The sequence below is a fragment of the Synechococcus sp. NOUM97013 genome, from assembly GCF_014279815.1.
Classification (GTDB): domain Bacteria; phylum Cyanobacteriota; class Cyanobacteriia; order PCC-6307; family Cyanobiaceae; genus Synechococcus_C.
Window position 1 is genome coordinate 1,980,491 of record NZ_CP047941.1, and the last position, 26,917, is coordinate 2,007,407.

General features: G+C 61.8%; 28 protein-coding genes. 11 read left to right on the forward strand and 17 right to left on the reverse strand.

The genetic code is table 11. The annotated features are described in order from the left end of the window. Positions 1-6 precede the first annotated feature (6 nt). On the reverse strand, positions 7-834 hold the full coding sequence (locus tag SynNOUM97013_RS10845; RefSeq protein WP_186479804.1) for a TlyA family RNA methyltransferase: 828 nt from the start codon (positions 832-834) through the stop codon (positions 7-9). A 98-nt stretch (positions 835-932) separates the two neighbouring features. Between SynNOUM97013_RS10845 and SynNOUM97013_RS10850 the strand changes: the two genes are divergently transcribed. From SynNOUM97013_RS10850 to fumC, 4 genes are all read left to right on the forward strand, one after another. Beyond that, on the forward strand, positions 933-1,148 hold the full coding sequence (locus SynNOUM97013_RS10850) for a hypothetical protein (RefSeq protein ID WP_186479805.1): 216 nt from the start codon (positions 933-935) through the stop codon (positions 1,146-1,148). 68 nt (positions 1,149-1,216) lie between these two features. Next, the gene (purB, locus tag SynNOUM97013_RS10855) at positions 1,217-2,512 is read left to right on the forward strand and encodes an adenylosuccinate lyase (RefSeq protein ID WP_186479806.1); all 1,296 of its coding nucleotides are present in this window, start codon (positions 1,217-1,219) and stop codon (positions 2,510-2,512) included. A gap of 15 nt (positions 2,513-2,527) precedes the next feature. Further along, positions 2,528-2,635: an adenylosuccinate lyase gene (locus tag SynNOUM97013_RS10860; RefSeq protein ID WP_186479807.1), complete on the forward strand. Its 108-nt coding sequence runs from the start codon at positions 2,528-2,530 to the stop codon at positions 2,633-2,635. A gap of 18 nt (positions 2,636-2,653) precedes the next feature. After that, entirely contained in the window at positions 2,654-4,051 is a 1,398-nt protein-coding gene (fumC, locus tag SynNOUM97013_RS10865) for a class II fumarate hydratase (protein ID WP_186479808.1), read from the forward strand. A 16-nt stretch (positions 4,052-4,067) separates the two neighbouring features. Here the strand turns inward: fumC and SynNOUM97013_RS10870 are convergent, their stop codons facing one another. Both SynNOUM97013_RS10870 and SynNOUM97013_RS10875 read right to left on the reverse strand, forming a co-directional pair. Then, a complete protein-coding gene (locus SynNOUM97013_RS10870; RefSeq protein WP_186479809.1) occupies positions 4,068-6,842 on the reverse strand; it encodes an RNA helicase in 2,775 nt (924 codons plus the stop codon). Positions 6,843-6,851: 9 nt separating this feature from the next. Then, the gene (locus tag SynNOUM97013_RS10875) at positions 6,852-7,775 is read right to left on the reverse strand and encodes a bile acid:sodium symporter family protein (protein WP_186481592.1); all 924 of its coding nucleotides are present in this window, start codon (positions 7,773-7,775) and stop codon (positions 6,852-6,854) included. A 68-nt stretch (positions 7,776-7,843) separates the two neighbouring features. Between SynNOUM97013_RS10875 and SynNOUM97013_RS10880 the strand changes: the two genes are divergently transcribed. Genes SynNOUM97013_RS10880 through SynNOUM97013_RS10900 form a run of 5 tightly spaced genes read left to right on the forward strand, consistent with a single transcriptional unit; the run spans position 7,844 to position 11,289 of the window. After that, positions 7,844-8,989, forward strand: coding sequence for an aminotransferase class I/II-fold pyridoxal phosphate-dependent enzyme (locus SynNOUM97013_RS10880; RefSeq protein WP_186479810.1), 1,146 nt, complete (start codon positions 7,844-7,846; stop codon positions 8,987-8,989). Then, a complete protein-coding gene (locus SynNOUM97013_RS10885; RefSeq protein WP_186479811.1) occupies positions 8,986-9,714 on the forward strand; it encodes an alpha/beta hydrolase in 729 nt (242 codons plus the stop codon). Before SynNOUM97013_RS10880 ends, SynNOUM97013_RS10885 begins: the two co-directional genes overlap by 4 nt. After that, a complete protein-coding gene (locus tag SynNOUM97013_RS10890; RefSeq protein ID WP_186479812.1) occupies positions 9,711-10,469 on the forward strand; it encodes a methyltransferase in 759 nt (252 codons plus the stop codon). The genes SynNOUM97013_RS10885 and SynNOUM97013_RS10890 overlap by 4 nt, the downstream gene beginning before the upstream one ends. After that, positions 10,466-11,137, forward strand: a complete 672-nt coding sequence (gene bioD / locus SynNOUM97013_RS10895; RefSeq protein ID WP_186479813.1) for a dethiobiotin synthase — start codon at positions 10,466-10,468, stop codon at positions 11,135-11,137. The genes SynNOUM97013_RS10890 and bioD overlap by 4 nt, the downstream gene beginning before the upstream one ends. Then, positions 11,134-11,289 (forward strand): hypothetical protein, encoded by a 156-nt coding sequence (locus SynNOUM97013_RS10900; RefSeq protein ID WP_186479814.1) that lies wholly within the window; start codon positions 11,134-11,136, stop codon positions 11,287-11,289. Before bioD ends, SynNOUM97013_RS10900 begins: the two co-directional genes overlap by 4 nt. Before the next feature lie 14 nt (positions 11,290-11,303). On the opposite strand, the gene SynNOUM97013_RS10905 is transcribed toward SynNOUM97013_RS10900, so the two are convergent. Further along, on the reverse strand, positions 11,304-11,594 hold the full coding sequence (locus tag SynNOUM97013_RS10905; protein WP_186479815.1) for a hypothetical protein: 291 nt from the start codon (positions 11,592-11,594) through the stop codon (positions 11,304-11,306). 56 nt (positions 11,595-11,650) lie between these two features. On the opposite strand from SynNOUM97013_RS10905, the gene bioA reads away from it, so the two are divergent. Beyond that, a complete protein-coding gene (gene bioA / locus SynNOUM97013_RS10910) occupies positions 11,651-12,940 on the forward strand; it encodes an adenosylmethionine--8-amino-7-oxononanoate transaminase (RefSeq protein WP_255442754.1) in 1,290 nt (429 codons plus the stop codon). Between the two features lie 6 nt (positions 12,941-12,946). Here the strand turns inward: bioA and SynNOUM97013_RS10915 are convergent, their stop codons facing one another. Together SynNOUM97013_RS10915 and SynNOUM97013_RS10920 are read right to left on the reverse strand one after the other, a co-directional pair. Then, positions 12,947-13,213, reverse strand: coding sequence for a DUF3143 domain-containing protein (locus SynNOUM97013_RS10915; protein WP_186479817.1), 267 nt, complete (start codon positions 13,211-13,213; stop codon positions 12,947-12,949). After that, positions 13,155-13,682, reverse strand: coding sequence for a J domain-containing protein (locus tag SynNOUM97013_RS10920; RefSeq protein WP_186479818.1), 528 nt, complete (start codon positions 13,680-13,682; stop codon positions 13,155-13,157). Before SynNOUM97013_RS10920 ends, SynNOUM97013_RS10915 begins: the two co-directional genes overlap by 59 nt. Before the next feature lie 61 nt (positions 13,683-13,743). Between SynNOUM97013_RS10920 and rsmG the strand changes: the two genes are divergently transcribed. After that, complete coding sequence (rsmG, locus tag SynNOUM97013_RS10925; protein ID WP_186481593.1) at positions 13,744-14,508, forward strand: 16S rRNA (guanine(527)-N(7))-methyltransferase RsmG; 765 nt, start codon at positions 13,744-13,746, stop codon at positions 14,506-14,508. Here the strand turns inward: rsmG and SynNOUM97013_RS10930 are convergent. The 11 genes from SynNOUM97013_RS10930 to SynNOUM97013_RS10975 all read right to left on the reverse strand — a co-directional run bounded on the left by SynNOUM97013_RS10930 (position 14,484) and on the right by SynNOUM97013_RS10975 (position 26,906). After that, positions 14,484-15,692, reverse strand: a complete 1,209-nt coding sequence (locus tag SynNOUM97013_RS10930; RefSeq protein ID WP_255442755.1) for an aldo/keto reductase — start codon at positions 15,690-15,692, stop codon at positions 14,484-14,486. The genes rsmG and SynNOUM97013_RS10930 overlap by 25 nt on opposite strands. Beyond that, positions 15,692-16,090 carry a ferredoxin gene (locus SynNOUM97013_RS10935; protein ID WP_186479819.1) on the reverse strand — a complete coding sequence of 133 codons (399 nt, stop codon included), beginning with the start codon at positions 16,088-16,090 and terminating at the stop codon, positions 15,692-15,694. Before SynNOUM97013_RS10935 ends, SynNOUM97013_RS10930 begins: the two co-directional genes overlap by 1 nt. A 27-nt stretch (positions 16,091-16,117) precedes the next feature. Then, the gene (locus SynNOUM97013_RS10940; RefSeq protein ID WP_186479820.1) at positions 16,118-16,510 is read right to left on the reverse strand and encodes a DUF1257 domain-containing protein; all 393 of its coding nucleotides are present in this window, start codon (positions 16,508-16,510) and stop codon (positions 16,118-16,120) included. Beyond that, a complete protein-coding gene (locus SynNOUM97013_RS10945; protein WP_186479821.1) occupies positions 16,510-16,719 on the reverse strand; it encodes a DUF2997 domain-containing protein in 210 nt (69 codons plus the stop codon). The genes SynNOUM97013_RS10940 and SynNOUM97013_RS10945 overlap by 1 nt, the downstream gene beginning before the upstream one ends. 104 nt (positions 16,720-16,823) lie before the next feature. Then, positions 16,824-17,633: a HEAT repeat domain-containing protein gene (locus SynNOUM97013_RS10950; protein WP_186479822.1), complete on the reverse strand. Its 810-nt coding sequence runs from the start codon at positions 17,631-17,633 to the stop codon at positions 16,824-16,826. Positions 17,634-17,648: 15 nt separating this feature from the next. After that, positions 17,649-17,774: a hypothetical protein gene (locus SynNOUM97013_RS13800; protein ID WP_255442756.1), complete on the reverse strand. Its 126-nt coding sequence runs from the start codon at positions 17,772-17,774 to the stop codon at positions 17,649-17,651. A 39-nt stretch (positions 17,775-17,813) separates the two neighbouring features. Next, the gene (locus SynNOUM97013_RS10955) at positions 17,814-19,577 is read right to left on the reverse strand and encodes a sodium:solute symporter family protein (protein WP_186481595.1); all 1,764 of its coding nucleotides are present in this window, start codon (positions 19,575-19,577) and stop codon (positions 17,814-17,816) included. 28 nt (positions 19,578-19,605) lie between these two features. After that, entirely contained in the window at positions 19,606-20,646 is a 1,041-nt protein-coding gene (gene rlmN, locus SynNOUM97013_RS10960) for a 23S rRNA (adenine(2503)-C(2))-methyltransferase RlmN (RefSeq protein ID WP_186479823.1), read from the reverse strand. Continuing rightward, a complete protein-coding gene (locus tag SynNOUM97013_RS10965; RefSeq protein WP_186479824.1) occupies positions 20,643-20,795 on the reverse strand; it encodes a chlorophyll a/b-binding protein in 153 nt (50 codons plus the stop codon). Before SynNOUM97013_RS10965 ends, rlmN begins: the two co-directional genes overlap by 4 nt. A 68-nt stretch (positions 20,796-20,863) precedes the next feature. Beyond that, the gene (locus SynNOUM97013_RS10970) at positions 20,864-24,955 is read right to left on the reverse strand and encodes a DNA-directed RNA polymerase subunit beta' (protein WP_186479825.1); all 4,092 of its coding nucleotides are present in this window, start codon (positions 24,953-24,955) and stop codon (positions 20,864-20,866) included. A 46-nt stretch (positions 24,956-25,001) separates the two neighbouring features. Continuing rightward, the gene (locus tag SynNOUM97013_RS10975; protein WP_186479826.1) at positions 25,002-26,906 is read right to left on the reverse strand and encodes a DNA-directed RNA polymerase subunit gamma; all 1,905 of its coding nucleotides are present in this window, start codon (positions 26,904-26,906) and stop codon (positions 25,002-25,004) included. Between the last annotated feature and the right edge of the window lie 11 nt (positions 26,907-26,917).

Consider the following 26,917-nt stretch of genomic DNA (forward strand, 5'->3'; position numbering starts at 1 on the left):
CCCTTCTCAAATCCTGAGAGTTTCAGTGATCACGTCCTTGATGGTGGTCGTGGTCACTGTGTGGTGATCAGCGGAGCTGAGCCATAGCAGGTACTCATGATTGCCTGCCGGTCCAGTGATCGGTGAACCCACGAGTCCGCTCGCCTGCCATCCCAGGGGGGCTGCCTGAGCCATCACCCCCGCGATGGCATCCGCATGGGCCTCCGGATCGCGCACAACCCCTCCTTTGCCGACCCGCTCACGTCCCACCTCAAACTGAGGCTTGACCAGCACGATGGCTTCACAACTGGCGGCCTGAGGCCCGTCCGTCACCATCAGGGCACGCAAGGACGGCAACACCAGTCCCAACGCGATGAACGACACATCTGCCACCGCAAGCGTCGGCCGTGGATCGCCTGGCACGTACAGCTCCTCTGCCGTCAGACGCCTGAGATTGGTGCGTTCGCGCAACACCACCCGCTCATCTGTGCGCAGACTCCAGGCCGTTTGCCCATAGCCCACATCGATGCCATACACGCGGCTTGCCCCGTGTTGGAGAAGGCAATCGGTGAAGCCGCCGGTGGAAATTCCACCGTCCAGGCAGACCCTGTCCGACACCGTGACGGGGAACGTCTCCAAAGCACACAGCAATTTCTCCCCACCCCTTGAGACGAAACGCGGTGGCTGCTCAACCCTCAGTTCCGCGGCTTCCGAAATTTCCTGCCCCGGCTTCTCCAGGCGTTGACCATTGACGTCGCGAACCTTGCCGGCTCGAATCAGCTGTTGGGCCTGCTGACGCGATGACGCCAGCCCCAACGTGAGGAGATGCAGATCCAGACGGCGTTTTCGGGCCATTTCTTCATAAAAGCAGAGGGCAAATCGGAACAAAGTTGCGAGGTTCACTGAGGACCCCAAACAACTCCGGGAAGATCAGTCCGACCCGTTGTACGGACATGTCAGCCAAGCAGCCCCCGCATCAGCGCAAGAGGCGTCGCAACGTGCTGGAACTCCTGCACCCCGGCACATTCGTGACCATTGAAAATCACCCAAGCGACCTTCCTCCTTTCCAGGTGATCGAATGTCGAGGTGGTCTGTGCCGGGTGCGTCAGCAAGCCTGGGGCCAGCATGTGCAGTGGGAAGTTGAGCATCGCCGTCTCCGCTCGGCTTGAAGCCGAGCCAGGGGTGCACGCACCTGCGTCGCCGTATGGTCATGGATTGACCGTTCAACTGCGATCCCTTGATCGAGCGCTACACCCTGCCCGAAATGGGCGAGATCTGGACCGACCGGGCCAAATACCAGAGCTGGCTCGATGTTGAAGTGGCTGCCTGTGAAGCCAATTGCAGCCTGGGACGCGTTCCCGAAGCGGCAATGGCCGATATCCGCAGCAAAGCTGCTTTTGAACCCGAGCGGATCCTGGAAATCGAAGCGGAAGTGCGTCACGACGTGATCGCCTTTCTCACCAACGTGAATGAACACGTGGGCGATGCGGGGCGCTACATCCATGTGGGCATGACCAGCAGTGATGTGCTGGACACGGGTGTTGCACTGCAGCTGAAGGCCTCTGTGGCCCTGCTGCGCAAAGAGCTAGCAGCACTCGATGCTGCCATCGCCAAGCTGGCTGCAGAACACAAATCCACCGTGATGATCGGCCGCTCCCATGCCATTCATGGCGAGCCGATCACCTTCGGCTTCAAGCTGGCTGGCTGGCTGGCTGAGACCCGACGCAATGCCGAACGACTCGAGCGGCTGGAGCACGATGTGGCCGTTGGCCAGGTGAGCGGCGCCATGGGCACTTATGCCAACACCGACCCCGAAGTCGAACGTCTCACCTGCGACCGCCTCGGCCTGACGCCCGACACTGCCAGCACTCAGGTGATCTCCCGCGATCGCCACGCTGACTACATCCAGACGCTGGCCCTGGTGGGCGCGTCACTGGATCGCTTCGCCACAGAGATCCGCAACCTGCAACGCACCGACGTGCTGGAAGTGGAAGAAAGCTTTGCCAAGGGGCAGAAAGGCAGCTCCGCGATGCCCCACAAGCGCAATCCGATTCGCAGCGAACGCATCAGCGGTCTGGCCAGGGTGCTGCGGAGTTACGTCGTGGCTGCACTGGAGAACGTGGCCCTTTGGCACGAACGGGACATCAGCCACAGCTCGACCGAACGGATGATGCTCCCCGACTGTTCCGTCACGCTGCATTTCATGCTGCGCGAGATGACCGCAGTGGTGGCCGGCCTCGGGGTTTACCCAGGCAACATGCTCCGCAACATGAATGTCTACGGCGGCGTGGTGTTCAGCCAACGGGTCCTGCTGGGTCTTGTGGACGCCGGCATGAGCCGGGAAGACGCTTATCGCGTGGTGCAACGCAATGCGCACACCGCCTGGAACACCGATGGAGGTAACTTCCGCGCCAACCTGGCGGCAGACCCTGACGTCACCGCCAAGCTCACTTCCGAGCAGCTCAATGCCTGCTTCAGCACCGAGCTGCACCAGGCGAACCTCGGGGTGATCTGGGACCGTCTCGGACTCTGATTCAACGATTGCAGCATGTTCTGGACCCCCTACGCAGACTGGATCTATGTGGTGGTGAGTGTCAGCGGCATGCTGCTGATCATTGCTTTAGTGCTGCGGCCCGGCGGGGGTCCGCGCTCATGAATCTTCTGCTGGCCTGGAATGCCTGACGCGACACGGATCGAAACCGACAGCATGGGTGCCGTGGAGGTGCCTATCGAAGCGCTCTGGGGTGCCCAGACCCAACGATCACTGCAGAACTTCGCGATCGCGTCCGACCGAATGCCCCCAGAACTGATCCATGCCCTGGCGCGGATCAAACAGGCGGCAGCCATCACCAATGCACGGCTTGGGGTGCTGGATCAAGAGCGCTGTGAGCAGATCGTGGCAGCGGCCGCAGCTGTGGCCGAAGGACAGCACGACACCCAGTTCCCCCTGCGGGTGTGGCAAACAGGAAGCGGCACCCAAACCAACATGAACCTCAACGAGGTGATCAGCAATCTGGCCGCTCAGGCCTCGGGAGAACCGCTGGGGAGCCATCGCCCCGTCCATCCCAACGACCACGTCAACCGCTCCCAATCAACCAATGACGCGTTTCCGGCCGCCATCCACGTGGCAGCCGCGGAGGGCATCACCCGGCGGTTGCTGCCGGAACTGGAGCATCTGCAGGCAGCCTTTGCGGCCAAAACGACGGCCTGGGAAGCGATCGTGAAGATCGGTCGAACGCATCTTCAGGATGCGGTGCCGCTCACCCTCGGCCAGGAGGCTTCAGCCTGGCGGGATCAGATCGGCATCGCTGCCCAACGCATCGACGCCAGTCTCAGCGAAGTGCTGCCACTTCCTCTGGGAGGCACAGCCGTCGGAACCGGACTCAATGCGCCTGATGGCTTCGCCAAGCAGGCTGCGGCGGAGATAGCCCAGCTCACGGGCCTGCCATTCAGCACAGCTCCCAACAAGTTCGCGGTCATGGCCAGCCATGACGGCCTTGTGAATGCCATGGGTCAGCTGCGGCAACTGGCGGTGAGCCTGCTGAAAATCGCCAACGACATTCGTCTGCTCGCCTGCGGCCCGAGGGCTGGCCTGAATGAGCTGGAACTACCAGCCAATGAGCCGGGCAGCTCGATCATGCCGGGCAAGGTGAACCCAACCCAGTGTGAAGCCATGGCCATGGTTTGCACTCAGGTGATCGGACTTGATGCCGCTGTCGCCATGGCCGGCGCCGGCGGGCATCTGCAGATGAACGTCTACAAGCCCCTGATCGGCTTCAACCTGCTTCAGGCCATCACTCTGCTGACGGACGCCTGCCGCTGCTTCCGGGTGGCCATGGTGGAGGGGATTGAACCCAATGCCAAACGCATCCAGCACGATGTGGAACAGTCACTGATGCTGGTCACGCCCCTGGCACCGGTCATCGGCTACGACAAGGCCAGTGCCATTGCAAAGCATGCCCATGACCAGGGTTCAAGCTTGCGCGAGGCCGCCCTTGAACTGGGCTATGTGACCGGCGAGGAGTTTGATCGCATCGTGGATCCCGCCGCGATGGCCGTCTGCCGCGGCTGATCACACGAGAAGCTGATCACGCAGCCCGTTCGGTCGCTGGATTCAGCCCCTCCGCCTCGGCCGCCGCGGCCTTCAGCAGGTCGTCGGCTTCGGCCACGGGGAAGCGGTTGATGGCCTTCAGCGCCTGACGGGCCTTGCTGCGGAGCTGCTCACTGATAGCTTCGCAGTAGGGCACCTGAGCGAGCAGATCCACCGTCCGGCGCATGATCCGAACGACATCGCCTTCATCCAGTGAGGTGTTGGCAATCAGATCATTCCAGGAGGTCCCACTCGCCCATGCCTCCACAAGGCCCATCAGCTCGGGCTCCCACCAGGCGGGAACTACCACTTGGTGGTGTTCCTGAGCCCGCAACAGCTCACGTCGAAGTCCGGATAGATCCTGGAGCGCCTCTTCCGCCCGTGCCGGCGGCGGGAAGCCACTCCACAGATCCGGACGGTTGACCTCGGTGCTGATGGCTTCAAACACAGCAGCCAGTTCCGCCGGGGGCAGATCATCGAGATGTCCGCTCATCAGCGCCAGGCCGAGCCACAGTTCGTTGTCACCGCGCAAGGCCGCAACGGTGCGGCCAATCTCCGTGGGCTCCAGGTCATGGAGCGCCGCAAAGTGCTGGAGGATCTCCATAAGGGAGAGGAATGTCTCCCAGTGACGGTTCGCCCGGTGATGCAACACCTGCTGACGCTCAGCAATCTCCACCTCCAGATCTTCCATGCGGCGGCGATGCTTCTTGAGCTGCTTGCGATCGCCCCAGCGATGAGCCGGGTGCTCCTGGAGATCCGCTTCCAGATCGTTCACCGTCTGAGCCTGAGACAGCACTTCACCCGCCAGGTCGTACTGCGGAGTGGTCATGTCATGCCGCTGAGCCATATGCCCGACGGCAAGTGCCAGGCCGCCGCTCTGCTGGTCACCATGGCGCAATTCCCCAGGACGACTGAGCTCAGGAGATTGAACACCCTCGACCTGCAGGCAGCTGAGTTCAGCATGCAGGCTCACCACGGCCTGACAGGGCACCAACAGCCAAACGTTGTCGAGCGTGAGACAGAGCAGCAGCGGAAACTGACCTGGCCCCTCACATTTCTCGACGATCACCGCCGGCGTGACCCCTCCTCTGAGCTGGGGTGACTTCAGGCTGACCAGAGTTCCCACGCTGGCGAACTGCAAAGCCAGCGTGAGTTCATGGGCCAGGGTTTCTTCAGCCTGCTGCTGAAGGATGCGCAGGAGACGGCGCTCTTCGCGCAATCGTCCCCGGCGCTTTTCATAGTCCTCGAAATCCTCCCAGGGGACATCACCGGCTGATCCCTGCAATTGCCCGAGCTGCAGTCGCAGCTGCTCGAGGATCTCTTCCTCTTCCACAAGGTCGAGGCCGGCCAGATAACGCCCGAAACTGCGTTCCACCAGCTCACGCGCCTTGGCCAGATCGTGACGCTGCAGGAGGTTGAGAACCATGCCGTAACTGGGAGTGAACTGACTCACCAGAGGATCTGCCGGGCTGGTGGCCAACTGACCCGCCTCACGAACCCCTTCAAATCGGCTTTGCACCGTGACCACATATCCCTTGGAATCCAAGCCACGGCGTCCGGCCCGTCCGGCCATCTGCAGAAATTCACTCGCCATCAGCGGGCGATGGCCACGCTCGGTGCGTTTCGACAGGGACGCAATCACCGTGCTGCGAGCGGGCATGTTGATGCCGGCGGCAAGCGTTTCAGTGGCAAACACCACCTTCACCAAACCCTGCTGGAACAGCTCTTCAATCAACTCTTTCCAAGCCGGCAGAACGCCGGCGTGATGAGCGGCGATGCCACGGAGCAGGGCATCGGCATGCAGACCATCGCGCACCGCTTCCGGATTGGCCGCGGTGTAGGCCTTCAGGCGTTCTCGGATCCGAGCCTGCTCGGCCTCGGTGACCAGACACTGCACACCGAGATCGCGCACCGCCTTGTCACAACCGCGGCGGCTGAAAATGAAATAGATGGCCGGCAGCATGTCCCGCTCTGCCATCTGCGCCACGACGAAGCTGATTGGCGGGGGCTCTGGCTGAGGAGGACGGGGCGAACGCCCCTTGCGTTTGTGGCCTTTGGGTGCTCGCCAGACCTTGCAGTTGGGATGAATTCCTGTGCCCTCATCGTTCAACAAAGGGTGCAGTCCCTTGGCACTGCAGAAGCTGAACTGCAGCGGCACCGGTCTGAAGTCACTGAGCACCAGTCGAGTGGGGCCATGGACCCGTTCAATCCAATCGGTGAGCTGCCCTGCATTGGCCACCGTGGCGGACAGCGCGACCAGCTGAACCGCCGGTGGGCAGTGAATGATCGATTCTTCCCAAACGGTGCCTCGCTGGGAATCATTCATGTAGTGGCACTCATCCAGCACCACGGCCTCCACATTCGCCAGGGGATCGTCATGCTCATCCGCCTCGGCGTAGAGCATGTTGCGGAAGATTTCCGTGGTCATCACCACGATCGATGCTTCGCGGTTGACGCTGAGATCGCCTGTCATCAGGCCGACGTTCTCGGCACCGAACTGCTCGCGGAAATCACGAAGCTTCTGATTAGACAACGCCTTCAGAGGCGTGGTGTAAAAAACCTTCTGACCATGTGCCATCGCCCTGTAGATGGCGTACTCACCGATCAACGTCTTCCCAGAACCCGTGGGAGCGCTGACCACCACGGAATGGCCCTGGTTCAGCGCATCGATCGCATCCAGCTGAAAGTCATCCAGTGGAAACGGAAACAGTTGCGCCGGATCCGGAGATCCCCCGCTTTCGGGCTTTGCAGCCTGGGTCTCGGGATCTGACATGGGGCGATCCTAAGGACGCCGCCGCCAGAGAGCTGCCAAAAGGCTTCCCAGCAGGGAATGGATCACAGCTGAAATGGCACCCGGCAGAGCCGTGAGTGGGCTGGCAAAGCCACCGGAGCGGGCCAGAACCACAGCCAATCCCGAGTTCTGCATGCCGACCTCAATGCTGATGGTGCGCTGCGCCGGTACCGATTCCCCCATCACCGCGGGAATCAGCCAACCCAAGAGGAACCCACCGCTATGCAGCAGCAGTGTGGCCAGCACTAGCAATCCTCCCTGACGCAACAGCACCTCCTGCTGACTGCCAACAATGCCGCCCACGATCAGCGCAATCGCAAGCACTGCCACCGGAGGCATCAGGGGCTCGACACGGGCCGCGAAGCGCGGCAGCCCCTGCTTGAGGGACACGCCCAAGGCCACCGGAACCAGCACCACCTGCAGCACATTGGCCAGCAGGGTCCAGCCATCCACGGGCACATAACGCCCCGCCAGCAGACTGGTCAGCAGAGGTGTCAACACCACAGCCAGCAGCGTGCTGAGCGAAGTCATCACCACCGAGAGGGCGATGTCGGCTCTGGCAATCAGTGCGACCACATTGCTCGCGGTTCCTCCGGGGCAGCAGCCCACGAGAATCAACCCCACTGCCAACGGTGGTGCCAGACCCAGCATCCAGGCCACCAAGGCCGCCAGCAACGGCATCACCAAAAACTGACAGACCACACCGACCAAAGCCGGTTTGGGCGCCACCAGCACCCGGCGGAAATCGGCCGGTGCCAGACCCAGCCCCATCCCCAGCATGATCAAGGCAAGCGACCAGACGATCACAGGGCCACTCACCCAGCTGAACCAATCGGGCTGCAGCAGCGACAGCGCTGCAGCCATCAGAGTCCAGAGGGGAAAGAGCAGGGTGAAACGCTCCAGGGCACGTGCCATGGATGGAGGCTGTGAAAGCCAAACAACGTCGTCCATCCTGCTGGGCAGTGGGGACCGAGACTGATGGCATGAGTATTCCTCCGGCCCGTCGCCGTCAGCTGCGCACCTGGACTCCAACTGGTGAGGACGGTCGCTTGCGAGCGGGGGTCACTGATGCCGATGAGGGAATGCTGGATCTGGCCAGCAATGACTATCTGAGCCTGTGCCGCCATCCGGCTGTGATCGCCGCAGCGCATGAGGAACTGCTGCGCAGTGGTGCTGGAGCCGCAGGATCACGCCTGGTGAGCGGTACACGCCCCGTGCACGACCAACTGGAAACCGCGCTGTCCCACTGGCTCGGACGCGAACGGGTGCTGCTGTTTCCCAGTGGGTTCCAGGCCAATCTGGCGGCCGTGAGCGCGCTGGCGGACCGGCACACAATTGTGCTGGCGGATCGGCTGATTCATCACTCCCTGCTGGTGGGCGTGCAGGCCAGCGGTGCTCGGCTCAGGCGATTTGCCCACAACGACCTTCAGGCGCTGGAGCATCTGCTGCGGCAATGCCGGAACGATCGTCCAAGCGCTGCGCTGCTGGTGATCACAGAAAGCCTATTCAGCATGGAGGGGACCAGTCCTGTGCTGGCGGACCTGTCAGCGCTCTGTCGAGAGCACGGAGCCAAGCTGCTGCTGGATGAAGCGCACGCCCTCGGCGTGCTGGGTGACGCTGGTCGGGGTCTGGGGTTCGGGATGCACGACGTGACCATGATCAGTGGCACCTTTGGCAAATCCTTCGGCAGCGGTGGCGCTTTCCTCGCCTGTGACGAAGCCCTTGGCGAGCATCTGCTGCAGAGCAGTGGTGCCTTTCGGTACACCACTGCTCTGGCGCCTTCACTGGCCGCCGCGGCCCTGGCCGCTTTGCAGCTGATCCAGGCCAACCCGACCTGGGGGGCGGAGCTGGTGCAACGGGGCGAGACCTGGCGAGCTCAACTGCAGAACGCAGGCTGGACACGGCCGATCGGGACCGGACCGATCGTGCCTCTGCTGGTGGGGGACGACCAGGCATCGCTGGACCTGCAGGGAGAGCTGGAGCTAGCAGGTTTGCTCACCGTTGCGATCCGCCCACCCACCGTGCCGGAAGGCAGTGCCCGGCTCCGCCTGGTGCTGCATCGCACCCTGCCCGATGAGACATTGGACTCTCTGATCCAGGTTCTGGCTCGCACCGGCAGTCCTCGATGAAACAGGTCATCGCCATGCATGGCTGGAGCGGCGACGGGAGCAGCTGGCACCCCTGGGAGCGTCATTTCAGCCGGCATGGCTGGAGCTGGTGCAATGGCGAACGCGGCTACGGCGACCGCACACCTGTGATCCCCACCTGGAGGACGACGGAACCAAAGAAAACCAAACCATGCCGTGCTGTCATCGCTCATTCCCTGGGCCCCCATCTCATTGGGCCTGATGTGCTGAGTGAAGCCACGGAGATCGTGCTGCTGGCCAGCTTCGGGCGATTCGTTCCGGAAGGCCCGCACGGGCGTGCGCTGCGAACAGGACTGAAGGGCATGCGCAAGGCAATCGGTAGTGCAGAAGAAACCGCCATGCTGCGCACCTTCCTGCAACGGGCCGCGCAGCCCGACAGCGCTGATGGCTTGCCGCCTGGGCCTGTGCAGAAAGGACTGTCTACGGAAGGCCGAGAACGCCTGGCCAACGATCTTGACCGGCTGATCGCCACTCGTGGCCTGCCCGAAGGACTCCCCTCCAGCGCGAGGGTTCTCGTGGTGGATGCCGAGGAGGATGCGATCGTCTCTCCAGCCGCCAGTCGAGATCAGCTGATCGCCCTGGAAGGCCATCTCGAACAGCCACCAGAGCACTGGCATCTCCGCAGTACTGGCCATGCCCTGCTGGTACCCGATCTGCTGAGGCGTGTTCAACAGTGGCTGGACCGTGTGTCCCCAGAACCGGCATGACAGCCGATCAATGGGGTGACCGCGTGCTGTCACGCTTCGGGGCCGCGGCCGGGAGCTACGACGCGGCGGCGATGCTGCAGCGGGCCGTGGCCTGGCGCCTAGCCGGCCATTGCAAAAGGATCGGCGTCCCTAGGGGGCTATGGGTTGATCTCGGCAGCGGCACCGGGAACCTTGCCGATGCACTGGAGACCCATCACCCAGGGCAAGGAGTGCTGCGACTGGACGGGAGTGATGCCATGTTGCGCCGCCAACCACCCGATGCGCACACCCAGCTCTGGGACCTGAGGCAACCTCTGCCGAACTGGGAGCCAAGCCCCAGTCTGCTGGCCTCCAGCTTCTGTCTGCACTGGCTGGACAGTCCTGAACAACGGGTGCAGCAATGGCTGCAACGGCTTCAACCGGGTGGATGTCTAGCGCTCGCCTTACCCGTTGAAGGCTGCTTCCCGCAGTGGCATCAGGCTTCGGCCCAAAGCGGTGTTGCCTGCAGCGCCCTGGCGTTTCCACACCACGCGTCGTTATGCGGCAATCTCGAACCGGAGCAGATCCAATTCACCCAACAGCTTCGCTTCACCACAACGGCCATCAATCTTCCCCGGCTGCTGAAACCGCTCCGCCGCGTGGGTGCTGGTTCAAGCCGGAACCGGGCCCTGTCTGTGCAGGACTGGCGGGCGCTGCAGAGGTGTTGGCCTGATTGCGACGGCGATCGACCACTCAGACTCACCTGGTTGATCCAACTGCTGCTGATCCGCCGATGACGGCATCCCGGACTCCACTGCGCCTCGCGGTTTGCGGCACCGACACCGACGTCGGCAAAACCGTGATCAGTGCCTTACTCGTGCAGGGGTTGAAGGCCCGTTACTGGAAACCGGTCCAGAGCGGACTGGAGGGCGGCGGAGATCGTCAACGGGTGGTGGATCTGATCGACTTGCCAGCCTCCCACTGGATTCCCGAGGCTTACGCCTTTGAAGCTCCTGTGTCGCCGCATTGGGCTGCAGAGCTTGAGAACAGACATCTCGACCCCGATCGCCTGACCCTGCCAGCAGACGATGGAACGCCCCTCGTGGTGGAAACAGCGGGGGGGCTGCATGTGCCACTGAACCGGTCATGGCAGCAAATTGATCAGCTGCAGCGCTGGGGGCTGCCCGTGGTGCTCGTCGCTCGCAGTGGGCTAGGCACGCTTAATCACACCCTGCTCAGCCTGGAGGCACTCCGAAACCGCAGCATCCCAGTGCTGGGTCTCGTGATCAACGGTCCCCTGCACGACGACAATCCACGCACCCTCGCTGAACTGGGAAAGGTTCCCGTTCTGGCGGAACTACCGCCGTTGCAACCGCTCAACGCGGCTGCACTGGCGCATGCATGGCAAAAGCAGGGCTTGGGCACTAAGTTCGAGGCGCTTGCTGAATGCCCGGATCACCAATGACTAGCCGTCAGACCTGGGCCACCGTTGCCGTAGTTCTTCTCTGCGGCGGCATTCTCGTCCTGTTCACGGATGTGGAAGTGCAGTTGGTGCGTTGGTTCAACTGCGGACCGATCGCAACCCAGAGCGAACTAGACAGCGAAGTCTGCCGCTGATCGCAATCCCTTGCTTAACCCAGCGGCCTGGACCGCAAGGGACAACGCCCCATCAGCAAAGCCACATGGCGCACAGCCATTGACAGAGGCCATCCCTGGCGCAACTGCTCATGGATCTGTTCGATCTGTGATGGTGACCAGCCCCGCATTTCAAGACGTGCCTTGATGCAGGGCCAACCACCTTCGAAAAAGATGCTCCGGGAACCTTCACGACCCGAGCCATAGCGCGGTGTCTGAGGCGCAGGCTGCACGAAGCGATTCGAGGGTGATCGCAGCCTGCGGCCACGAACCTGAGGCGTGGTCATGGTCCCCCCCCTCTCGTCGTATGCCCATGATGACAACAGGCGATCGAACGTGCTCAGTGTCACGGAACCATCACCCCAATCTTTGGCCTCCTTTCACCTCCATCACCAGCACGCCCCCGCTGGAACAGGTGGTTCGCGGCGAAGGTGCGGTTCTCTACAGGGCGGAAGGGGCACCGCTGATCGATGCCATCAGCAGTTGGTGGGTCACGCTGCATGGCCATGCCCACCCTGTGGTGGCAGCAGCAATCGCGGGACAGGCGGCCACCCTGGAGCAGGTGATCTTCGCCGAATTCACCCATCCCCAGGCGGAACGCCTGGCGGAACGCCTGGCCGAACGCACTGGACTGGACCGGGTGTTCTTCTCCGACAACGGATCCACAGCCGTGGAAGTGGCGCTGAAAACGGCCGTGCAGTGGTGGCACAACCGTGGCGAAGCCCGTCAGCAGCTGATTGCCTTCGATGGGGCTTATCACGGCGACACCTTTGGCGCGATGGCCGTCGGGGCACGCAGTCTGTTCAGTGAACCCTTTGATCCGCTGCTGTTTCCCGTGACCCGGGTTCCGTGGCCCCATACCCACTGGAACGACGAGGAGGTGGAGCGCCGCGAGCAGCAGGCCTTAGACGCACTGGAACTGGCGCTGCGCACACCGACAGCAGCTGTCATTCTCGAACCGCTCGTTCAGGGAGCGGGCGGGATGCGCATGGTGCGTCCGCAGTTTCTGCAGGCGGTTGAACAGCGGGTGCGCGAAGCCGGCAGTTTGCTGATCGCCGATGAAGTGATGGCGGGATTCGGACGCTGCGGCCGCCTGCTGGCGTCCCAGAGAGCGGGCATCACACCGGATCTGGTGGCCCTATCCAAGGGGCTGACAGCAGGGTTCTTGCCGATGGGAATCACGCTGGCAACGAAAGCGATCTTCGAGGAGTTTCTCGGCACCGATCCAACCAAGACCCTCTGGCATGGCCACAGCTTCACGGCCAACCCGCTGGGCTGTGCTGCGGCCAATGCCAGCCTGGATTTACTCGAAGCCGAGCCGCAACTTCACGAACAATTCGAACAGCGCCATCGCCATCGATTGGAACGGCTGGCACACCATCCCAGGGTGCAGCGTCCTCGGCTCTGCGGCACCATCGCCGCCTTCGACCTGGTGACCGATGGCGCCCAGGGCTATCTCAACCCGGCCGGCAAAGTGTTGCGACGACTCGTCAGGGACCAGGGGGTGCTGATTCGTCCTCTGGGGGATGTGGTCTATCTTTTGCCGCCGCTCTGCATCAGCAACACCCAGCTGGATCAGTGCTATGAGGCGATCGCCAACGGATTGGAGGCATTGCCTGCCAGCGCCCCGTGAAATGGATCAAGGGCCGAATCGCAAGGCGGCCTCGACGTCGGCTCTGGGAAGCCGGTAGGAGTAACTGCAGCTGCGCGGTGGCACCGCCGAATCCCACATCACACCAAGGTCTTCCTGATCAAGACGCAACCGTGCCCTCCATTCAGGCTGTTCCCAGTTCCAGTCGCAGGGGTCTTGCTCACTGCGAGTCGCACCCAGCGTCTCCAACCAGCCTTCAAGGGCTCTGAGGGAGTGCTGGTTGAGCGGCGTTTCTGACGAAGGGAGTGAGGCCATCGGAACCTCCGGATTGCTCAGCACTCTTCTGAGTCTGCTCCTCGAGCAACCAGCTCGGCTGCACCTGAAGCTCCAGCCCACGACTCCAGGCCACACCCACACCCAGCAGCAGACAAAGAGCCAGAGCACCCAGCAACAGGAGCAGCGACAGCCATTCGCCGCCGGAGAGAGGCCGACGCTGACCGATGCTGTCAGGGACCGGAAACGAGGGGGTCTTCAAAGCTGGGGGATGGTCGCGCTCCCGCAGCGCAGTGTCGTAGAGCCGCCGCATGCCTGGATCCGTGAGCTGCTCGTAGGCGTCGCGCAGCAATTGGAACTGACGGGCAGCGTCCTCAGCCGGCAAACGGGTGGTGTCGGGATGCACGGCCTTACTCAGGCGTCGGAACGCCTGCCGCACGGTGTCGACATCAGCTCCGCGGGACACGCCCAGACGCTCGTAATGGGTGATGTCCTGGACCGGAGGAGCCATCGCCAGCAGAAGCACCTACGTCCTTGCAGGCATTCTAGGAAGGTCTGAAGGGCAGGCCGCCATGCCGGATTCATCGCCGTTCGCCAAGCCAGGGCCAGAGCTTTGGAGGTTGCTCGGATGGACTCCGGATCCCCAGCAACTGCAACAACTGATTGACCTGCAACGGTTGCTGGAGGACTGGAACGGCCGGGTCAACCTCACCCGTCTGGTGCAAGGCGAGGATTTCTGGATTGCACAAGTGCTGGATAGCCTCTGGCCCCTGCTGCCGGAGCTGGAGAAACCAGAGACCCCACGTCGCTGCATTGATGTGGGCACAGGTGGGGGATTTCCAGGGCTGGCTGTGGCGATTGCGCTGCCGGGTGCCCACCTGACTCTGGTGGACTCGGTTGGGCGTAAAACCGCAGCAGTCGCTGCCATGGCGACTGCGCTGGGGCTGAGCGACCGCGTGGTCGTTCGCACCGAACGGGTCGAACGCACAGGCCACGATCCAGGGTGCAGAGGTCAATTCGACCTGGCCATGGCACGGGCTGTGGCTGCTGCACCTGTGGTGGCGGAATATCTCGTGCCCCTGCTTCAACAGCAAGGGCAGGCCCTGCTCTATCGGGGCCGCTGGCAGGACAGCGACGATGCCGAACTGCAACCGGCCCTGAAGCTGCTGAACGCACGCAGCGACGGCATCAGCCGCACGGAACTGCCTGCGGATCGGGGCCCCCGCACACTGATTCGCATCAGCACTGATCGCGCAACACCCAAGATCTATCCCCGCGCGATCGGAGTGCCGACGAAGCTTCCCTTGGGAGGTCAGGCCGACGAAAGGCGCTCCTGACGCTCTCCGCCCACACGATCTCTGAGACGTCGAAGGATTCCAGGAATTTGATCTCGCCAGGGGCTGGCCTTCAGAACAGCCAACAGATCCGTCTCCGTGACGGTGAGATCAAGGGGGTCCGCATTGGAGCCAGGAAACCAATGGCCACCACGCCCGAGCAGACCATATCGGGCTTTGACAAAACCCTCGAGATCCCAGGCCTCGAGCAGGTTATGCAACCACAGAAGCAGAGGAAGATTCAGCTCACCCGGTGTGTCTTGCCAATGGGGCAGACCCTGCTGCCAACTGTCCATCCATGCACCGCCCAATGCTTCCCGTGCCGCTTGCTCCAAGCTCTGCTCGATCGGCGTGATCAGCCTGTCCGCCTGGTCGAGCATCGCCACCGCATCAAGGTGGAGCCCCAAATCATCCGGGCAGGAAGCCCCGACGCTGATCGTGTGCACCCTGGGGTCCCGCAGACAGAAGAGATCGTTGAACACGATTGGATGCAGGGGCGCTGTCAACGCACGGAGCCGTGGCCCCGGTGTGTGCAGATGCCCCCCCTTGTCCGTCGGACTGATGATGAACACACCCATGTCATGGCGATGGGCTGCCGCGATCGCAGGTTCATTGTCCTGACGGATGAAATACCAGTGCAAGTTCACGTAATCGAAACAGTCCGTCTCGATCGCATCGACGATCAGCTCGGGCTCGCCATGGGTGGAGAACCCCACGTGACCAATACGCCCCTCCGCTTGCCAACGGCGGACGACGTCCAGACATCCACCGGGGCGAATGGTCTGTTCGAGATGGTCATGACGGTTGATGCCATGAATGGCCAGCAGATCAACCCGTTGCACCTGCAGGCGTTCCAGCGATAACTCCAGCTCAGCCTCAAAGGCCTCGGGATCAGCCTGGGGCGGCACCTTGGTCTGAAGGATTCTTGACACATCGGGGCTTTCGGGAAGAGCCCAACCCAGTTGACGCTCTGAACTGCCGTAATGCCGCGCGGTTTCCACATGGTGGAATCCAGCCTGCACCGCACGGCCCAGAGTGTCTTCCAGGAGACGCTGAGATTCCCCGGTGATGGCGTCAGGCGCCAAGTCGGTCCAGCTCTGCTGAAAGCGCATGCCACCCAAAGAGAGCACCGGCATGGCGATCTCCGTACGCCCGAAACGTCGGGTGGGCAGAGCGGAACTAGACATCAATCGTGGCTGGTGTTGCGTGGCAACTGTCGACGCAAACGAGCCGGTGAAGGGAGGCCCAGTGGCAGCAACTCCTGGGCATCCAGTTGCTGCTTCAAGCCCGGCAGATCATCGAAGGCAACCCAATGGATGCAATCCACCGGACAGGTCTCGATCGCCTCCTGAATGCGTTCGGTGCTGTCGCCGTCCTGACGGATGGCACGCGAACGCCCGAGGTTGGGTTCAATGCAGAACGTGTTGGTGGCGACATGGGCGCAATAGCGGCAACCGATGCACACCGCTTCATCCACCCACACAGCCTTTTCGCGCAGCTCACCTCCAAGAACAGGCTCCCGTCCGGTGCGCTCATCCTGCTCGTAGGAAGCGGCGACGTAGGCGGCCGCCGAGGGGTCAACCACTGATCTTCCGACGCAACATGACTGGACTCAGGCGTCCCAGCGGGTCACCACGAGCTCAATAGAACCGTCCTGGCAATCAGTCTGTTGAGCCACATCAAACCCTTCTTGGCGGCTGGCTTCCAGCACAGAGCGCAGGGCGTAACGCTGGGTGAGCTTGGAGAGGAATCGCTCCACCGGAATGGGCTGACGCCAGAGGTCCAAATCGGTGACGAACTCGTAGGCGCCACTGGATTCATTCCAACTGAAACCGAAATCCGCACTGCCCTCGACAGCAACGGCCAGTTCTGCGTCAACGGTCTGACCCTGGTAACCGCGCACAGCTTGCTGAATCTCGCCCGGGGTGTAACCCAGATCTTCAAGCGCTCCGCGCAGTGGGGCGAGCTGACGAAGTTCGGTTTTGACGGTGCTGAAGTGAGACATCAGGAAGGCTCGACGGACTGAGATTGCGACTGGGTCAGGACCTGAGGGGTATTGAAGGCTTCAGCCGTGGGCTGACGCTGTTCAACGGTGCCAAGGGCTGCCTCAAGACGATCCGTGAGCTGCAGACAGGCGTCGCCGCTGACACCCTCCACCTGCTCTTCAACACGCCCGTCAGGACGGATGCGGAATCGAACTGTGCGTTGAGGCATGCACCAACACAGAATTGAGCGCATGTTAAGGGGAAGTGACCGAAGCCTGAGATCACCTGTCACCGGATCCGACCACATTTGATTCAGAGCTTCAGGCCCTGGAGTCAAAGCAGCAGTCCTTCGTCCAGCAGGGTCTGCAAGCGGTCCACCAGGTCCGGACTGTCTAACTGCTCGAGAGCGGTCCGCGCTTCATCGCGTACTGCGGTTTCAGGATCCTTCAGAAGTGCGGCCACGAAGCTTTCGACCACTTCCTCCTGGCGAGGCTTGACCAACATGTCGTGAAGGCGGCCGAGTGCCCAAATGCAGTTGCTGCGCACCACAGGCTCGCTGTCGATCTTCAGGCTGAGCAGAAGCTGTCCCGCAGCGAGATCCGCCTTGGCGGGAGAGGTACTACCGGCCTCAGCCAGAGAAACGGATGCCCAAAGTCGAACAGCTGCAACGTCGACCTGCAAGGCACGGATCAACGGATTGAGCACCGGAGCATCGGAGTAATTGCCCAAACTCCAGGCCGTGGCTTTGCGTACATAGGCATTGCTATCGACCTGAAGAAGATTGAGCAACGCCTGCACAGCCTGCGTCGAAGGATTGCGACCCAGCGCATAAACAGCACTCATCCGTACCACTGGACAGGTCTCGTCCAGCAGCGGCAACAGCAAGGGGACGGCCCGAGGATCGCGGTGCTCGCAGAACACTCTGAGACCCTGAAGCCTTTGGTCATGGCCTTGCTTCAGCCACTCCAAGCCTGCGTCGCAGGAACGCACGGCCTCGAGTGCATCACCTTCCGGATCATCGGGTGCGATCTCATCGAGGGGGTCACCCACAAGCTCCGCTTCGAGCTCGCGCGCCAGCACATCAGGGTCGATGGCCAACTCAGGCCTCGGGTCCTCCTTCTGGTTGCCGGATGAATCGCTCATGGACCGATCGTAATCTCAGCCGATTGGTGCAGGCGCCAGCATGTCACCGGGGAGCCAAATCCTGGCGCTGACGGCGACGAGAGCCAGAGCGAACAGAGCCACGATCAGGATGGGGAGCAGGGTGCTGCGGAAAAAGGCCAAGGCGTTTCCTGATTTCAGTGCATTGTGACTGGCGCTCGCTCAGAGCGGTGCGACCGAACGACGTGGGAGGCGAAGCAGCGTCAACGAGACCACAGCCACCACCAAGCCGAGCCAGCCCAGCAACGTCTGGTGCAGAAGGAAAGCACCGGACCCCAACAAGGCACCGAACAGCACACCCGAACTGAACACGAACCGGGCCAGCAGGTCTGAAAGGCTCTCACTGGCCTGCACATCAAAGCGCCGACGCCACTGGCTCCAACCGGGGCCAGGGGGTTGCACCGTCTGCACAAAGCGCTCCAGCACAGCCGGTGACTCCGGTGGTGTCACCAGCATCACAAGGATCCAAACCACAGCGGTGAGCGAGGTGGTGACCATCAGTCGCTGGCCGTAATCACTGATCTGCAGCAGGGGCACCACCGATGTGGAGAGTCCAACCACAAAGCCACAGAGCATCGCGGCCAGCTCCGCAGCTGCGTTGATCCGCCACCAGAACCAGCGCAGCACCAGCACCACCCCTGGACCGGTGCCGATAGCGATCACCAGACGGAAGACCGTTCCGATGCTGTCGCTGATCAGAGCCGTTGCCACCCCCAGGACCAACAGCATCACACTCATCACCTGACCCACCAGCAGCAACTCGCGCGGCGAAGCGTTCGGGCGCAGGAAACGTTGATAGAGATCGTGGGTCAGATAGCTGGCACCCCAGTTCACGGAGGTGCTGACGGTGCTCATGAAGGCAGCAACCAGTGACACCACCACCAGACCAAGCACCACCGGAGGCAACAGCTGGACAGCCAGGGCGGGGTAGCTCATCTCCCAATCGCTCTGATCCGGCAGCAACACGAGAGCCGCCAAGGCCACGAGCACCCACAACCAGCTGCGTACCAAATAGTTGACCACCAAAAACACCCAACCGGCCAGCCGCGCCTGCTGCTCGTCTTTCGTCGCCAACATCCGCTGGATGAATTCACCACCGCCGTCACTGCGTCGGAAGCTCCACCACTGCACGGTGAGATAAGCCAGGAAGGTCGAGATGCTGATACCAGCTCCACCGATCCAGTCGAAACCATCGGGGCCCCAGCGCCATGGAACGAGGGACAACAGCTCCGGACGCTCCATGGCGCTGAGCTGATCCAGAAGTGAGCCCATGCCGCCAGCCGCATGCACGGCAGCCCAAGCCACGGCGGAGGCCCCCAGCAGCGCCAAGAGCAACTGAATGAAATCGGTAATCACCACGGCCCACAGTCCCCCGGCCACGGTGTACGCCAGCACCAAGGCAGCCACGATGCTCAGCAGCAGCAGTGTGTCGGGGATGCCTCCGGCGGCGGCCACCGGTTGGTTGGAGACGATGCCCAGAGCCTCCACCACTTTGCGCATGGCCAGGAAGGCGTAACCGATGCCGATGCAGTTGACCGGCAATGCCAAGAGGAAGGCTTTGATGCCGCGGAGCCAGGCCGCTGCCGGCCCCCCGTAACGCAGTTCGGTGAAGGCCGCATCCGTGAGCACGCCACTTCGGCGCCAGAGCGGTGCAAACACCACCGCCATCGCCACATGAGCCAGGCCGAACCCCCACCACTCCCAGTTGGCCGCGAGGCCTCGGGTGCCGACGATGCCCGCCACGTAGAGCGGCGTATCGATGGAAAAGGTCGTGGCCGCCATCGATGCACCCGCAAGCCAGCCGCTGAGACTGCGACCTGCCACGAAGTAGTCATCCTCACCACGGTTGCGTCGAGCCAACCAGAGACCCAGAGCCAGCGTCGCCGCCAGATAGCCAATCAGGATGATCCAGTCGATCGGAGCCATAAGACCGGGCAGGTGGCCGCAGTCTCCCCTACTTCTGGCGAGAGCGCCGCAGCTGACCGCAAGCAGCATCCTGATCCAGACCGCGGCTGGCCCGCAGGCTCACAGCGATGCCGCGACGCTCAAGCACCCGCCTGAAGCCTTCGATGCGTTCACGGGAGGGACGCTGGAACTCCTCTTCTTCGATCGGGTTGTAGGCAATCAAATTCACATGGCTCTGAAAGCCACCAACACGGTCTGCCAGCTCTTCAGCATGCTGCGGACGATCATTGAGATTACCGAGCAGGATGTATTCAAAACTCACCCGCCGACCGGTCACCGCCAGGTAGTGGCGGCAATCCTCGAGGAGGTCGTCGTAAGGGTAGGCATGGGCCGTGGGAATCAACTCCTCGCGCAGTTGCTGATTCGGTGCATGCAGGCTGACAGCCAATGTGAATTGGGCGCGTCCAAGCGTTTCAAGGGCCAGTTCCGCCAGCTGCGGCAGCGTCTTCGGAACGCCAACAGTGCTCACGGTGATCCGGCGCTGGCCAATGCCGAGATCATCGTTGATGCAGCGAATCGCCTCAAGCACCGCCTGACTGTTCAGCAATGGCTCGCCCATGCCCATAAACACGATGTGTGATGGGCGCCGATCCATGGCTTCGCGCACGCTCAGCACCTGATCAACGATTTCGTGCGTGTGCAGTGAGCGCTGCAAACCGTCCTTGCCGGTTGCACAGAAGCGGCAGGCCATGGGGCATCCCACCTGACTGGACACACAGACCGTTAACCGCTGATCGGTGGGAATGCCAACGGTTTCGATTGTTTCACCGTCGTCGGTTGCCAACAGAAGTTTGGTAGTCGCATCCGAGGCCACGGATCGGTGCACTTCCTTGAGACGACCAATGGTCACGCCTTCGTCTCGAAGGCTGGATCGCCACGCTTTGGGCAACACCGTGATGTCATCCAGGCTGCGGGCCCCTTTGGCGTACAACCAATCGTGGAGCTGCCGTCCACGGAAGGCCTTCTGACCCTGGGACACCACCCAGTCTTCAAGCTCGGCCGCGCTGCAACCGAGCAGTGCCTTGCTCACCAGATCAGCAGGCCATGGCCGAGCTTGATCTCCACCACAAGAAGAGCGATGAAGCCAAGCATGGCAACCCGTCCGTTAAGACGCTCGGTGTGGGTGTGAAACCCATACCGAGGCAATCGGCGAACCGGGATCGTGGTGGGGTCAAGCATGGGCTGAACAGGCTTCATCAAACAGTTTGCTGGCCGCCGGGAAGCGGCCGCGAGAGCGAGCGGGAAACTCACTCATCACTGAGCAGACCCTCCTCCTGCAGACCCTCGACGGCTTCTGCATCCACCACCTGCTCTTCCTTCAGCTCGTTGTCGCCTTCAGGACGGGCAAATGCTGCGAAGTTGGCACCCGCTTCAATACCGTGTCGGCTGCGGGTGGCCTCGAGATCCGCATCGCTGGGATCATCGAGAACCGCAGAGGCATCGGCAGCGGGAGCTGCCGGCATGTCGACGGTGTAATCCGGACGCAGATTCTGCATGCGGCGATAGCCAGCGGGATCCTCAGCAAGTATGTCCGGGTGAGGACCGGCCTCGGCCCGAAGCTCTTCCTCGAATCCGCTGAAGCCGGTACCGGCCGGAATCAGGCGACCGATGATCACGTTCTCCTTGAGGCCACGCAGCCAGTCGCTCTTGCCCTCGATGGCAGCTTCCGTCAGAACCCTGGTGGTCTCCTGGAAGGAGGCAGCAGAGATAAAGCTGTCGGTATTGAGAGAGGCCTTGGTGATGCCGAGGAGAACGGGCGTGAACTCCGCAGGCGCACCACCGGTGATCGACATGGCCTGGTTGGTGTCTTCCACCTGACGCAACTCGATCAGCTCACCAGGCAGAAGCGTGGTGTCACCAGCGTCCTCGACCCGCACCTTGCTGGTCATCTGACGCACGATCACTTCGATGTGCTTGTCATCAATCGAGACGCCCTGGGACTTGTAGACGTTCTGAACCTCGGTCACCAGACGGTGCTGAAGGTTGGCGATCGCCTCCTGAGCCGCATCCATCAGAGGCTTACGACTGCGCAGGTCTTCGAAGAAGCACTCCAGCAGTTCGTGGGGGTTGATCGGTCCATCGGTCAGCAGCTCACCGGCATGAACCTGCTGGCCATCGCTGACCATCACGTTGCGGCCGAGAAGAATCGGATATTCGGCGACTGCATCATCAGCCTCAATCACCGTGACAACGGTGGTTTCATCGTCCTCTCCCTGCTTGATCTCGACGGTGCCGGGCTTCTTACAGAGGATGGCCGACTCCCTCGGACGACGGGCTTCCAACAGCTCTTCAATTCGGGGCAGACCCTGAACGATGTCACCGGTCTTCTGGCGCTCAAACACCAGCAAGGCCAGACCATCCCCACGCTGCACAAGGTCGCCGTCACGCACATGAAGCACGGAATCCGGCGAAATCATGTAGGGGCGACCCAGTCGCAGGGTGACGGCCTTGGCGTCGACTTTCTCGACTTCACCGCAGCAGTCCGCAGGCTGCCCCTCAGCGAGAAGTTCACCGTCAACAATCCGCTGACCGACGGTCACCACAGGCGCAGACGATGTGTTGATGGTGATGGTGTCTTCGGGGCGCTCGACGATCAGACGACGCACAGGCTCGTTCTCCGAGGGTTCGGGCAACTGAGCGACACCCTCCTGCTTGCACAGGATCTGGGTGGTGGCGACCACATCACCAGCCTTGATGGACTGGCCGTCCTCCACCTGCAGTTCGGTGTGCGTGGAACCGTGGCTGGAGTCGGAGATAGTGTCGCGACGCACCAGGATGCTCTCCAGGATCACCAACTGCAGGCGTTCGATCGTCTTGGCGCGCCTATCGGGCACACGCTCGACGTCGACCGTCATCTGCGGTGTGGTGTCAAAGGTCTCGAGCATGAGCTGCGTGCGCAGCAGCTCGACACCCTCAACAGACTTGACCAGCTCGTTGTCTTTGAACGCAAGACGCTGGGTTGCCTTCAGACCCAGGTGCGGGCCATTGGGCTGTTTGACGTGGCCGAGATCAGGCAGCTGAGCCTCGTTGGGGATGGTGTATTCCTCGACAGGACGCAGCAATAAGCCCGTGCCCTCGGGAGTTTCGACGGTCTGCACGTAGACCGTGGCATCGGTGCTGATGCCCTTGGCGATGGGCTCGCCAGGGTTGACCATGACGCCATCGCCGGTGAAGCGCTCTAGCGCTTTCTTCTCGGTGCAGAGATGGAAACTGCCGCTGCGAACGATGATTTCGCGAAGAATGTCGTTCTTCTGGGTCACCGTGACGATGCCCGCGGTCTGGCTGAAGATGTCCTTGACCACCTCGGTGCCAGCTTCGATCCACTGACCATCGGTGATCATCAACAAGGAGATGTCCTTGTTGATCTCGTGGGTTTCCTGAGGAATCCACAGCAAGGTGCCGCCCTTGTTGACCTCGTAACCGTTCTTGGCTGAACGGGCTTTCTTGATCGCCAGTCCAGGGGCGAACTTCACCAGACCGCCGGTCTGCGTGCGGAAGCGGTCGTCGTTGAGCTCAGCGACGACTTCACCACTACCGATCTTGCTGCCGGGGATGGTGTTGAGGCGATAACGGGTGCCGTCCTTGGCCTCAAGGTTCCAGATCTCACCAGCATGGGTGGATTCACCCTGGAGCTTGAAGTCACGCAGGGTCATCGCCGTGGTGACGATCTGAACCTCGCGGGAATCACCCAGAGCCTCACGCAGGCGAACTGCACCGCCGTACTCAGTAGCCTGGCTGGCTTCCGCCAGAACCTGTGCTTCGGTCACCTGAGCGCCGGCTGTGACGACAGGCTGAGCATTGGGAGGCAGGTTGTAGACATCGCCGGCCAGCACCCACATCCGACCCAGACGCTGGGCCTTGTGCGTGATGTTGCCCTGACGGTCGGTGACTTCCCGGGGCTGAATGGTGGGGTCATAGCTGACCTGACCCGCAAGGTCGCAGATCACGTCCTTGGTGGCTTTCTCGACGCTCTTCTTCACCGCACCTGCGGCGATCTGGGCCACAGTCACATCGGTGTCAATGGCCTGGCCATTGTCAACGAACAGCAGAGAACCGTTCGTGATCTCAATCTTCTGGGCCTTGCCTTTGCCCGAAGGCTGAATGGTCAGGTTGAAGTCGACCTCAGCCTGTTGCGCATCCACACCATGCGGGGTGCGATAGGGGCGCACCCGTGCTTTGGCGCCGAATTCCACGGTTCCCGCCAGTTTGGAGCGGACCACACCCGTTTCAGCAGTAGACACACCACCGGTGTGGAACGTCCGCATCGTGAGCTGGGTTCCGGGCTCACCAATGGACTGAGCCGCAATGATGCCGACGGCTTCACCCAGATCGACGAGTTCGTTGTGGGCCAGTGCCCAGCCGTAACACTTCCGGCACACCGAGCGATTGGCTTCACAGGTGAGCGGCGAACGCACGCTGACCGCGACGACCCCAGCAGCTTCAAATCTCTTTGATAGAGGCGGATCGATCTCGGTGTTTCGCTCCGCCAGCACCTCGCCGTCGGCGGACACCACCTGATCGGCCGTGAGCCGTCCGACCAGTCGGCTGCCGAATTTGCTGTCCTCAGCCTTGACGACGATGCAGCGGGTCGTGCCGCAATCGTCTTCGCGAACGATCACGTCCTGAGCCACATCCACCAGACGTCGTGTCAGGTAGCCGGAGTCAGCAGTACGCAGCGCCGTGTCAACGAGACCTTTCCTGGCGCCGTAGGAGGAGATGACGTACTCGGTGACCGTGAGGCCCTCACGGAAATTGGTACGGATCGGAAGGTCGATGATTTCACCCTGCGGGTTGGCCATCAGACCGCGCATGCCCACCAGTTGACGCACCTGGGACATATTTCCCCGGGCGCCGGAATTGGCCATCATCCAGACCGAGTTGAGCGGGTCGTTCTGGTTGAAGTTCTTCTTGACCGCATCCACCAGACGCTCATTGGTCTCGGTCCAGGTGTCGATCACCTTGGTGTGACGCTCCACTTCGGTGATCACACCGAGGCGATAGGACTCCTCCGTTGCCGTGATCAGCTCCTCGGCTTGACCCAGCAGATCCTGCTTCGCTTCAGGAACCTTGAGGTCATCGACGGAGATCGAAACAGCCGCTTGAGTGGCGTATTTGAAGCCGAGATCCTTGAGTTGGTCGGCCATGGCGGAAGTCGCCGCCGTGCCGTGGTGCTTATAAGCCCAGGCCACCAGCTGCTTCAGACCTTTTTTATCGACCACCTTGTTGCGAAAGGGCGGTGGTGTCTTGGCCAGAGCGCGGGCTTCTTTTGCCGCCTTGGCGGCTTTGGCCGCTTTGGACGCCTTGGAGGACTTACGGGACTTGGAAGGAGTGGAGGTCATGACAGCGCGGTGAGATGAAGTTGAGAAGCGGATCGAGGGAGAGCGTTCAGGTGGCTGCCACGGCGTCGATGATCGTGTGATTCATCACCACACGTCCCACGGTCGTGAGGATGTAGCGGCTGATCAGGGCTCCGTCTTCATCGAAACGGTCACGACGGAAGGACCACTGCTCCAGACGTGTGCCATCGGACAGGGTTTCGCTGCTCACGGGTTCATCCCGTTCGTCATCGTCGTCAACTTCACCGTTGAAGCGAACCCACACCCAGTCGTGCAGGCCGAGACGCTTGTCTTCAAAAGCGTGAATCACGTCTTCCAGACCCGAGAAGGTACGGCTGCGGTCGCCGAAGTCGATCGGTGCCATGTCCGGTTGAAGTGCCGTGAGGTAGTAGGCACCGAGCACCATGTCCTGGGAGGGCGTGATGATCGGCTCACCGGTCGCAGGCGACAGAATGTTGTTGCTGGCCAGCATGAGCATGCGGGCCTCGGTCTGCGCCTCGATCGCCAGGGGCACGTGAACAGCCATCTGGTCACCGTCGAAGTCAGCGTTGAAGGCTGGACAGACGAGGGGGTGCAGCTGAATGGCACGACCATCCACCAGCTTGGGCTCAAACGCCTGGATGCCGAGACGGTGCAGCGTCGGAGCACGGTTCAGCATGATCGGGTGACCTTCGATCACCTCCTGCAGCACCTGCATCACTTCGTCATCGGCACGCTGAATCAGCTTCTTGGCCGCCTTGATGTTGTTGACGATGTTCTGGCGGATCAGGCGGTGAATCACGAAGGGCTGGAACAGCTCAATCGCCATCTCCTTGGGCAAGCCGCACTGGTGCATCTTCAGCTTCGGACCCACCACGATCACGGAACGGCCGGAGTAGTCGACACGCTTACCGAGAAGGTTCTGTCGGAAACGACCCTGTTTGCCTTCGATGATGTCGCTCAATGACTTGAGCGGACGGTTATTGGCGCCGACCACAGTGCGGCCACGACGACCGTTGTCGATCAGGGCATCAACGGCCTCCTGCAGCATCCGCTTCTCGTTGCGGACGATGATTTCAGGGGCCAGGATTTCTTGGAGCCTTGCCAGACGGTTGTTTCGGTTGATCACCCGCCGATAGAGATCGTTGAGATCACTGGTGGCGAAGCGACCACCATCGAGCTGCACCATTGGACGCAGGTCGGGGGGGATCACCGGGATCACATCAAGCACCATCCACTCCGGACGGGCATTGGTGGCGATGAAGTTGTCGATCACGCGCAGACGCTTGATCAACTTGGCCCGCTTCTGACCCTTGCTGCCGGCGATCTCCTCGCGCAGCTGTTCTGCCACCTCGTCAAGGGTGAGATCCTCGAGCAGCTGCTTGAGAGCTTCAGCTCCGATGCCCACAACCGGCTCGTTCTCAATCTCCGAATCCTCGGCGTAGATCTCGTCTTCGATCTCCAGCCACTCGTCTTCAGTGAGCAGCTGCTTGTACTTCAGATCCTTGTGATCGCCGGGATCCAGCACCACATAGCAGTTGAAGTAGACGATCTGCTCAACATCCCGCAGGGGCATGTCCAGCAGGATGGCCACGTAGCTGGGGATCCCTTTGAGATACCAGACGTGGGAGACGGGTGCCGCCAGCTTGATGAAGCCCATGCGGTGACGACGCACGCGGCTCTCGGTGACCTCCACACCGCATCGCTCACAGACGATGCCCCGGTGACGGACGCGCTTGTACTTACCGCAGTGGCATTCCCAGTCTTTGGAAGGACCGAAAATCTTTTCGCAGAACAGCCCATCCATCTCGGGCTTGAGGGTGCGGTAGTTGATGGTCTCCGGCTTGGTGACCTCACCGACCACCTGGCCGTTGGGCAGGGTGCGCTGTCCCCACTCCATCACCCGATCGGGTGAAGCGAGGGTGATCTTGACGTAATCGAAGTGGTTCTCGGTGCGGAGGTTGCTGTTGGTCATTGACGGTTAAG